This window comes from Sphingomonas sp. 66-10, assembly GCF_001897045.1.
GTDB lineage: Bacteria > Pseudomonadota > Alphaproteobacteria > Sphingomonadales > Sphingomonadaceae > Sphingomonas > Sphingomonas lycopersici.
This window is the reverse complement of sequence record NZ_MKRR01000065.1, coordinates 529-8,693: the sequence shown is the minus strand read 5'-3', so window position 1 is coordinate 8,693 and position 8,165 is coordinate 529. Positions and strand designations below refer to the sequence as shown.

At 67.9% G+C, this 8,165-nt stretch carries 10 protein-coding genes and 2 pseudogenes; 1 reads left to right on the top strand and 11 read right to left on the bottom strand.

All coding sequences use genetic code 11. The annotated features are described in order from the left end of the window. Nucleotides 1-33: 33 nt before the first annotated feature. The 9 genes from BGN95_RS06500 to atpD are packed head-to-tail and all read right to left on the bottom strand — an operon-like array spanning nucleotide 34 to nucleotide 6,425. Nucleotides 34-882, bottom strand: a complete 849-nt coding sequence (locus tag BGN95_RS06500; protein ID WP_046408699.1) for a F0F1 ATP synthase subunit gamma — start codon at nucleotides 880-882, stop codon at nucleotides 34-36. Beyond that, the gene (locus BGN95_RS06495) at nucleotides 879-2,411 is read right to left on the bottom strand and encodes a F0F1 ATP synthase subunit alpha (protein WP_338124157.1); all 1,533 of its coding nucleotides are present in this window, start codon (nucleotides 2,409-2,411) and stop codon (nucleotides 879-881) included. The genes BGN95_RS06500 and BGN95_RS06495 overlap by 4 nt, the downstream gene beginning before the upstream one ends. Next, nucleotides 2,383-3,132, bottom strand: coding sequence for a F0F1 ATP synthase subunit B family protein (locus BGN95_RS06490; RefSeq protein WP_030541616.1), 750 nt, complete (start codon nucleotides 3,130-3,132; stop codon nucleotides 2,383-2,385). Before BGN95_RS06490 ends, BGN95_RS06495 begins: the two co-directional genes overlap by 29 nt. Before the next feature lies 1 nt (nucleotide 3,133). Continuing rightward, on the bottom strand, nucleotides 3,134-3,376 hold the full coding sequence (locus tag BGN95_RS06485; protein ID WP_046408697.1) for a F0F1 ATP synthase subunit C: 243 nt from the start codon (nucleotides 3,374-3,376) through the stop codon (nucleotides 3,134-3,136). After that, entirely contained in the window at nucleotides 3,373-4,044 is a 672-nt protein-coding gene (locus BGN95_RS06480) for a F0F1 ATP synthase subunit A (RefSeq protein WP_231621894.1), read from the bottom strand. The genes BGN95_RS06485 and BGN95_RS06480 overlap by 4 nt, the downstream gene beginning before the upstream one ends. 26 nt (nucleotides 4,045-4,070) lie before the next feature. Further along, a complete protein-coding gene (locus BGN95_RS06475) occupies nucleotides 4,071-4,337 on the bottom strand; it encodes an ATP synthase subunit I (RefSeq protein WP_017501319.1) in 267 nt (88 codons plus the stop codon). After that, entirely contained in the window at nucleotides 4,334-4,609 is a 276-nt protein-coding gene (locus tag BGN95_RS06470; protein ID WP_030541619.1) for an AtpZ/AtpI family protein, read from the bottom strand. Before BGN95_RS06470 ends, BGN95_RS06475 begins: the two co-directional genes overlap by 4 nt. Continuing rightward, on the bottom strand, nucleotides 4,606-5,016 hold the full coding sequence (locus BGN95_RS06465) for a F0F1 ATP synthase subunit epsilon (protein ID WP_030541620.1): 411 nt from the start codon (nucleotides 5,014-5,016) through the stop codon (nucleotides 4,606-4,608). Before BGN95_RS06465 ends, BGN95_RS06470 begins: the two co-directional genes overlap by 4 nt. Beyond that, complete coding sequence (atpD, locus tag BGN95_RS06460) at nucleotides 5,013-6,425, bottom strand: F0F1 ATP synthase subunit beta (protein WP_286772006.1); 1,413 nt, start codon at nucleotides 6,423-6,425, stop codon at nucleotides 5,013-5,015. The genes BGN95_RS06465 and atpD overlap by 4 nt, the downstream gene beginning before the upstream one ends. Before the next feature lie 275 nt (nucleotides 6,426-6,700). Here atpD and BGN95_RS06455 point away from each other — a divergent pair, with 275 nt between their 5' ends. Continuing rightward, entirely contained in the window at nucleotides 6,701-7,120 is a 420-nt protein-coding gene (locus BGN95_RS06455) for a hypothetical protein (RefSeq protein ID WP_030541621.1), read from the top strand. 27 nt (nucleotides 7,121-7,147) lie between these two features. Here BGN95_RS06455 and fabI read toward each other — a convergent pair. Both fabI and BGN95_RS06445 read right to left on the bottom strand, forming a co-directional pair. Next, nucleotides 7,148-7,921 (bottom strand): annotated as a pseudogene (gene fabI, locus BGN95_RS06450) (enoyl-ACP reductase FabI). Beyond that, nucleotides 7,918-8,165: pseudogene (locus BGN95_RS06445) on the bottom strand (acetate/propionate family kinase); the annotation flags it as partial. The pseudogenes fabI and BGN95_RS06445, both read right to left, overlap by 4 nt.

Here is an 8,165-nt window from a genome sequence, read left to right as displayed (position 1 = left end):
TCTTGCTGAACAGCAGAAGTGCCTGCCCTGCATTCATTCTCGCCGATGTCGCCCGCCGCTCAGTTCGACGACTTCACTGGTGATCTGATCCTGACGCGTGAGGCGCTCCTCGAGGCGCAGGGCCTCGCCCTTGCGATCGATGTGGCTGCGGGCGGTCGCCATGGTGCGCAGCCGTGCCTCATTCTCGGCGACGAACGTCTCGACCGCAGCCGCGCAGATCTGGGCGAAGACATATTCCGCGGTCAGGTCGCCGATAAGGTCCGCCGCGTTGATATTGACGAGCGGCGGCAAATCCGCCGTGGACGCGGGGAAAGTGTCGAGGTCGAGCGGCAGGAGGCTCGCGCGCACGATCGAGACGCCCTTGCCGCTGCTCCAGACCGGATAAGCCATGGTGATGGGCACCGCGCCGGTCTCGTCCAGATAGTCGTACAGCGCGTCGATGATGCTTGTCGCGAGTGCGGGCAGCGCATCGGCCTTGCTCGGCATGCTCGCGCTCCATGCGATGCGCAGACCGCGCTCGGTCGCAAGCGTGGCCGTGCGCGCGCCAATCAGAAGAATATGCCTGTCCTGCATGTCGGCCGCGGCGCCGTCGAGCAGCTGCTCCGGAAAGGCCCCGGCAAAGCCTTGCTCCGCACCGAACAGGATAAGGCCGCCTCTCGCACCACCGACCGCCCGCGCCGGAAAACGCGCCAGTGGCTCGTCAAGGCGGCGCGCCTGGCCAATGGCGGTGCGGGCGGTCTCCGCATAGCGTCGCACCGCGGGCAGCAGCGCGCGCGCCTGCTGCGCCCGCTGCGCGGCGATGCCCTGCATGGCGTTGACCACCGCACCGAGCTGGCGGACGGTCTCGATCCGGTGGCCGATCTCGGCGAGGCGATCGCTCATGATGCAGAACCGGCCGGCTGGCTTTCGATCAGCGCTTTCACCGTCGTTATCAGAGCGGACCGCTGCGCGGTGTCGATCTGTCCAGTCCGCTCGATCTGCGCGCATAGATCGGGGACGTGATCGTCGATCCAGGCGGGCAGCCGCGCGCGGAGCGACGGTATCTCCGAGACCACCATGCCATCGAGCAACCCTTCGCCGAGCGCCACGGCCAGCGCCACCTGGTCGACGACCCGTAGGGGACTCGACAGCGGTTGCACGAGCAAGGCGCGCAAGCGCTTGCCCCGTTCGATCTGGGCGCGGACACGCGGCTCGGGCTGCTCGCCGAAGCGGGTGAACATCTCGAGCTCGAGGAACTGCGCATAGTCGAGGCGCATGGTCCCGCTCGCGTCGCGCAGGACGCGAAGCTGCGTCTTGCCGCCGACCCGGCTCACGCTCGTGCCCACGTCGATGGCGGGCTTGTGCCCCTGCGCGAACAGCTTCGCGTCGAGAATGATCTGACCGTCGGTGATCGAGATCAGATTGGTCGGAATATAGGCGCTGACGTTGCCGGCATCGGTCTCCGCGATCGGCAGAGCCGTGAGCGAACCGCCCCCCTTCTCCGTCGAGAGACGCGCCGCACGTTCGAGCAGGCGGGAATGGAGGAAGAAGACGTCGCCTGGATAGGCCTCGCGCCCGGGCGGCTGTCCGATCAGCAGGGCGATCTCGCGATGGGTCGCGGCATGCTTGGTGAGATCGTCGAGCACCACCACCGCATGGCCGCCACCATCCCGAAAATACTCGGCCATCGTGAAGCCCGCGAACGGCGCGATCCATTGCAGCCCCGGCGCCGCGGCGGGGCTCGCCACGACGAAGATGGTGCGATCCGGCGCGCCATGCCGCCGCACCTGATCGACCACGCGCGCGACCGCCGAGCTTTTCTGGCCGATCGCGACATAGACGCAGATCATGTCGCTGGTGCGCTGGTTGATGATCGTGTCGACCGCGAGCGCCGTCTTGCCGGTGGCGCGGTCACCGAGAATGAGTTCGCGCTGCCCCCGGCCGATGGCGAACATCGCATCGATTGCGAGCGTGCCGGTCTGCACCGGCTGGACGACGAGGTCGCGTTCGATGATCGCCGGCGCCGGCCGTTCGACAGGATCGAAGCGCCTGGCCCGGATCGGCGCGCCCCCATCGAGCGGACGGCCGAGCGGATCGACGACTCGGCCAAGCAATGCCTCGCCAACCGGCACGCGCACCACCTCGCCCGAGCCGGTTACGGTGTCTCCTGCCTCCACCTGTGCGGCATCGTCGAGCAGCACGCAGCCAATCCGGTCCCGGTCGAGCGTGTGGACGAATCCGGTCTGGCCCCGGGCGAGATAGAGCAATTCGTCGAGGCGCGAGTCCGGAAGGCCCGAGACCATGGCAACGCCGTCGCCGATCGATTCCACCCGGCCAATTGCATCGACACGCGGCCCGAGATTGGCGCGCGCGATGCAGCTCTGGGCCTGCGTCAGCCAGTCTTCAGGCGATCCGGGCATGATTGTCCTCATTGAGGCTCTCCACCATGGCGTCGAGATCGGCGCGCCAGCTGTTGCGCACGACGGCGTGGGGCGTGCGAAGCTCCGCGCCGGCGATGAGATCTGGATCGACCGCGAAAATCGGGGTCGCGGTATCCGGCAGGATTTCGCCAAGCGCGCGCGCTACCTGCGTCTGCAGATCGGCCGTCAGCGGCGCGGGCGTCGCGACGGTGACGGGCCCGGCGGCCGCCAGGCTGAGGCGATCCGCCTCGGAAAGGTCCCCGAGCCGCGCCTTGAGCGCGTCGACCATGGCCTGCACCGTCTGCTCGGGCGGGAGACGAGCGAGCAACGTGCCTGCCATCGAGGCGGCGAGGCTCGCTGCCTTTTCCCGCCACTGCGCCGCCACCCGCCCGCGTTCGGCATCGATCGCCGCATGGCCTTGCTCGACGACGGCGTCCGCCTCGAGCCTGGCCTGCGCGAGGAGGCGCTGGCGCTCCGCTTCGGCCTCGGTCCGGATCTCGGCGCGGCGAGCCGCCGCATCCGCGACGAAGCCGTCATTCTGCGTCTTGAGCGCCTGCGCTTCGGCCTGTGCCCGGTCCTTTGCCTCCCGCGCTTCGTCGAGCAGCGCCTGGGCCGATGCCTGGCGGGCAGCGATGGCATCCATCACCGGACGGAACAGGAAGCGTCCGAGCAGCCACACGAGGATGAGGACATTGACCGCCTGCAGCGCGAGCGTCCACCAGTCGATCCGCATGTCAGGCGAACGGGTTGGCGAAGAGCAGCAGCAGCGCAATCACGAGGCAGTAGATCGCCATCGTCTCGATCATCGCGAGGCCCACGAACAGCGTGCGCGAGATGGTGTTGGCGGCTTCGGGCTGGCGCGCGATCGCGTCCATCGCGGCGGCGACGGCCCTGCCCTGCCCGAGCGCCGGGGCGATTGCGCCGATCGAGATCGCGAAAGCGGCGCCGAGGATGCTGGCGAGATGGATCCAGTTCATGCGGGGGACTCCTGTTTGGATGGCGGGCGGGCGCCGTTCTCGCTGATAGCGCTGCCGATAAAGACCATGGCGAGCGCGCCGAAAATGTAGGCCTGGACCGCGCCGGTCAGCATTTCGAGCGCCATCAGCGGGATCGGGACGAGCAGCCCGGCCAGGCTCAGCACGACGCCGATCATGAAGACACCGCTCATGACGTTGCCGAACAGGCGCACCATCAGCGAGAAGCTGCGGGTGAAGAGCTCGACGATATTGAGCGGGGCGAGCAGGATCGAGGGGCGCGCGAAGGTCGCGAGATAGGCCCTGGGCCCGAGCGCGCGGACGCCGAACCAGAGCGTCGCGCCGAAGACGATCAGCGCCAGCGCCGCGTCGGTTTCGAGGGTCGCGGTCGGCGGCTCGACGCCGGGGATCAGCGACGACCAGTTGGCGACCAGCAGGAACAGGAACAGCGTGCCGATCAGCGGCAGATAACGCCGCGGCTCCGCCTCCATCGTCTCGCGGATCTGGCCGGCGACGGTCTCGACGACCAGCTCGAGCGCCGCTTGGGCTCGGGTTGGGCGTAACGCAAGGCGGCGGGTCAGCAGCCAGCTTCCGATTGTAAGGACGGCCATGATGCCCCAGGTCGTGGCGACCGGCTGGCTGATCGGCACCGGACCGATCGCGAACAGCACATGGCTTTCAAGTGGTGACGCGAATATCATCGGGCGCCTCCGAGCCGGTGGAGCATGATCTGGCGCCCGCCCATGAAGCCGGTTGTTGCGGCAAGAAGCGCCGGCCACCCTTGCCGGCTGGCGATGACAAGAACCAGAATAGTGACGGCGAGGCGCCCGAGCCTGAGCAGGATCGCGCGCGATGCCGGGCCGCCATGGGTGACGAGGTCGGCTTCTCTGGCGATGGCCGCGAAATGGGCGAGGCCGACCGCAAATCCGAGGGCCAGGAACAGGATGGGGGAGAGCTGGCTCATTGCCGGTGCATCCAGCGCCAGCCCGACCAGCAGCCGAGGGCGAGCCCGACGAGCAGGAGCGGCGCGGTCCAGAAGATGCCGCTATCCAGCCGGTGGTCGAGCCAGCGGCCGATCGCGAGACCGACCAGCGCGGGCAGGACGATCTGCCAGCCGAGCACGCCGATCTGGCCGAGATTGCGGGCGACGGAAGGAAGCCGCTGCGCAAGCCGCCGCCGTTCCGCGCGGGTCCGGATGGCTTCGACGATCGGCTGCTCGGGCTTGTCCGTGCTCACAGGCCGATCTCCCGGCCACCACCCTGCAGGGCCTCGACCATATGGCGGATCGCCTGCATCCTGAGCTTCGCCGACGCGGTCCGTTCGGATCGTTCGCCCTCGTCGCGCTCGCGGTAGCGCGCGAGCACGTCATGCTCGAGCGTTCCAAGGTCATCGCCGACATGGCCTTCGCGCGTCGCGACCGCGACCTCCGTGCCGTGGCTCACGGTCAGAATGCCGTTGCGCACCGCGCAATAGCCGGGAGCGCCATCGGGGCCGCGCCAGGAGACGATCGAGACGCCAAGCGCGGTCAGGAAATCGGCATGGCCCGACAGGATGCCGAAACTGCCGCTGGCATCCTCGGCGCGAACCGACGCGACATCGGCGTCGACGAGGATCGCGGTCGGATCGGTGATGCGCAGCTTCATGCGCCCTGCCCCACGCGAGAGCGTGCCTCTTCAATATCGCCCACCATGTAGAAGGCGCTTTCGGGCCAGTCGTCGGTCTCGCCCGACAGGATGGCCGCGACGCCCTTCAGGGTATCAGCCAGCGCCACCGAGCGGCCGGCCTGTCCGGTGAAGGCCTGGGTCACCATGAAAGGCTGGGTCAGGAAGCGCTGGAGCCGCCGCGCCCTGCCGACGATCAGCCGGTCTTCGCGGCCCAGTTCCTCGATGCCGAGCAGCGAGATGATGTCCTGGAGCTCGCGATAATGCGCGATCGTCTCGCGGGCCTGCTGGGCGAGCGCGTAATGATGATCGCCCACGACCTGCGGATCGAGCAGGATCGACGAGGACCCCAAGGGATCGACCGCGGGATAGATGCCTTCGGCCGCCATGGCGCGCGAGAGCAGAATGGAACTGTCGAGATGGGCGGAGATGGCGGTGACCGCTGGGTTGGTGAAATCATCGGCGGGCACATAGACCGCCTCGATCGCGGTCACCGCAGCCCCATGCACAGAGGCGATGCGCTCCTGCAGCGCGGCCACCTCGCTGGCCAGCGTCGGCTGATAGCCGACGCGCGAAGGCATGCGTCCAAGCAGGCCCGACACCTCGCTGCCGGCCTGGACGAAGCGGAACACATTATCCATGAGCAGCAGGACGTTGCGCTTCTGCTCGTCGCGGAAATGTTCGGCGATGGTGAGCGCGGTCAGCCCGACCCGCCAGCGCGCGCCCGGCGGCTCGTTCATCTGCCCGAAAACGAGCACGGTCTTGTCGATCACACCCGAGCCGCGCATGTCGGTGAGCAGCTCATGGCCCTCGCGCGATCGCTCGCCGATGCCCGCGAACACTGAGACACCCTCGTAGCGGGCGACCATCGCGTTGATGAGTTCCATCACCAGCACGGTCTTGCCCACCCCCGCGCCCCCGAACATGGCGGCCTTGCCGCCCTGGGCAAGCGGTGCGAGCAGATCGATGACCTTGATGCCGGTCTCGAACATCGCCGTCGCCGCGCTCTGCTCGTCGAGCGGTGGGGGTGCGCGATGGATCGGCCTCAATGGCACATCCGGTCCGAGCGGCGCGCCGCCGTCCCCCACCTGCCCGGTCGGCGTAAGGAGCCGCCCAAGAACCTTGTCTCCGACCGGAACCGCGATGGGTGCGCCTAAGGCCACCACGCCGACATTGCGCGCCAGACCGGAGGTCGGCTGAAGCGCGACGGCGCGGACGGTCCGATCATCAATATGGCTCTGCACTTCCGCGACCAGCGGGCCTGACGCCGCATCGATGCGCAGTGCTTCATTGACTGCGGGCAGCGGCCCTTCGTCGAACTCGACATCGAGGACGGGACCGCGGAGCGCCGCAATCCGGCCGAGCCTGGCTATGGACGGTATCACGCCCATGCCGGTTGCCGGGTCAGACCATAATCATGCCCGACCGTGCCGCGATCATGACGGGACGGGTAGAAGTCGCTGCCCGCGGGCACGACATGGACGACAAGCCAAAAGTGCATTGGCTGAGCGTCGCAGGCAAGCCGCAGATTCGGCATACGTAGAGTTACCGATTCTCTCTGATTCAGCCTCGCCGAATATCGGCGGCGCGACGCGATGAGCCTCAGGCCAGGGCTGCATGCCCGATACGCTGGAGCTTAGACGCGAAGAGAAAGGTTCATCGTCCCATGCCCTATCCGGTCGATCAACTTGCCGCGCTCGCCAAAGCGAATGTCGGCCTGATGCTGAAGCTCGCCGAAGTCGCCCGGAAAGGTGGCGAAGAGTCGCTCGAGGTCGGCAACCGCGCCGCCGGCCGCTTCGCCGAAGAGGCGCGTGCCTCGATTGCGGGCGCGACGGACAAGACGTCGGACGCCGGCGCGGTCAGCCCGGCCGGACCGCGGGCACTGTTCGAGGACATGGCCACGGTCCGCGAGCATATGATTGCCGGCACAAGATCGGCGTTCGAGGAATGGCAGCAGGCCTGGCAGGCCGTCGCGAGCGCTCAGACGGCTCCCGGGGCGCTGGATGCCTTTGCTGCCATTGTCGGACCATGGTTCGGGCAGAAAAGCCCGGGCGACGGCGAGAAGCAGGCCACCAGCGACAAATAGGATAGCCCCCGATCGCGGCGAGCCGCCCTAGCCGAGCAGGTGCTGACCGCCATCGACCGGAATGATCGTACCGGTGATATGGCGGCCGGCATCGCTCACCAGGAAGGCGGCGAGCCCTCCGACATCCTCGATGGTCACGAGCTGGTGCTGCGGGACCGTCGCCGCGGCCCGTTCGAGCAGCTCGTCGAAGCGGTCGATGCCGCTGGCAGCGCGGGTCGCGATCGGGCCTGGCGAGATCGCATGGGCGCGAATGCCCTTGGGGCCAAGCTCAGCCGCGACATAGCGGGTCGCGCTTTCGAGGGCCGCTTTGACCGGCCCCATCAGGTTGTAGTGCTCGACCACCCGCTCCGACCCGTAGAAGGTGACGCACAGCAGGCAGCCGCCATCCGACATCAGCGGCTCGGCGAGACGCGCCATGCGCAGGAAGCTGTGGCACGAGACGTCCATCGCCAGCGCGAAGCCTTCGGCCGAGCTGTCGACGACGCGGCCGTGCAAATCCTCGTTCGGCGCGAAAGCGATCGAATGAAGCAGGAAATCGAGGCCGCCTTATTCGGACTTCACCCGCTCGAACAGGGCCTCCAGTTCGCCCGGCACCCGGACATCGCACGCGGCGAGCCATTCGACTCCCAGGGTCTCCGCGACGGGCGCCACGAGCGGCTCGGCCTTTCCGTTGAGATAGGTCGCCGCCAGTCTCGCGCCACAGTCGTGGAAGGCCTGGGCGCAGCCCGCCGCGATGCTCTGCGCGTTGGCGATGCCGATCACCAGGCCGCGCTTGCCAGTAAGATCGACGAGAGGTTTCATGGTTTCGGCTCCTCACGCAGAAGATCGGCGGTGTGGATGGCGATCATCCACTCCTCGTCGGTCGGGATGATGCGCACCGTGACACGGCTGAACGGCGCGCTGATGACCGACGCTCCGCGGAGATTCGCGTCCGTGTCGAGCGCCACGCCGAGCCAGCGGAGCCGATCGGCGACGCGGGCGCGGATTTCAGGCGCATTCTCGCCGATCCCGGCGGTAAACACGAAGCTATCGAGCCCCCCGAGCG

Coding starts and splice junctions, on each gene's coding strand:
- BGN95_RS06485 (WP_046408697.1), bottom strand. CDS start 3,376: ATGAACTGGATCCATCTCGCCAGCATCCTCGGCGCCGCTTTCGCGATC.
- BGN95_RS06490 (WP_030541616.1), bottom strand. CDS start 3,132: ATGCGGATCGACTGGTGGACGCTCGCGCTGCAGGCGGTCAATGTCCTC.
- BGN95_RS06500 (WP_046408699.1), bottom strand. CDS start 882: ATGAGCGATCGCCTCGCCGAGATCGGCCACCGGATCGAGACCGTCCGC.
- BGN95_RS06495 (WP_338124157.1), bottom strand. CDS start 2,411: ATGAGGACAATCATGCCCGGATCGCCTGAAGACTGGCTGACGCAGGCC.
- BGN95_RS06455 (WP_030541621.1), top strand. CDS start 6,701: ATGCCCTATCCGGTCGATCAACTTGCCGCGCTCGCCAAAGCGAATGTC.
- atpD (WP_286772006.1), bottom strand. CDS start 6,425: ATGGGCGTGATACCGTCCATAGCCAGGCTCGGCCGGATTGCGGCGCTC.
- BGN95_RS06475 (WP_017501319.1), bottom strand. CDS start 4,337: ATGAGCCAGCTCTCCCCCATCCTGTTCCTGGCCCTCGGATTTGCGGTC.
- BGN95_RS06465 (WP_030541620.1), bottom strand. CDS start 5,016: ATGAAGCTGCGCATCACCGATCCGACCGCGATCCTCGTCGACGCCGAT.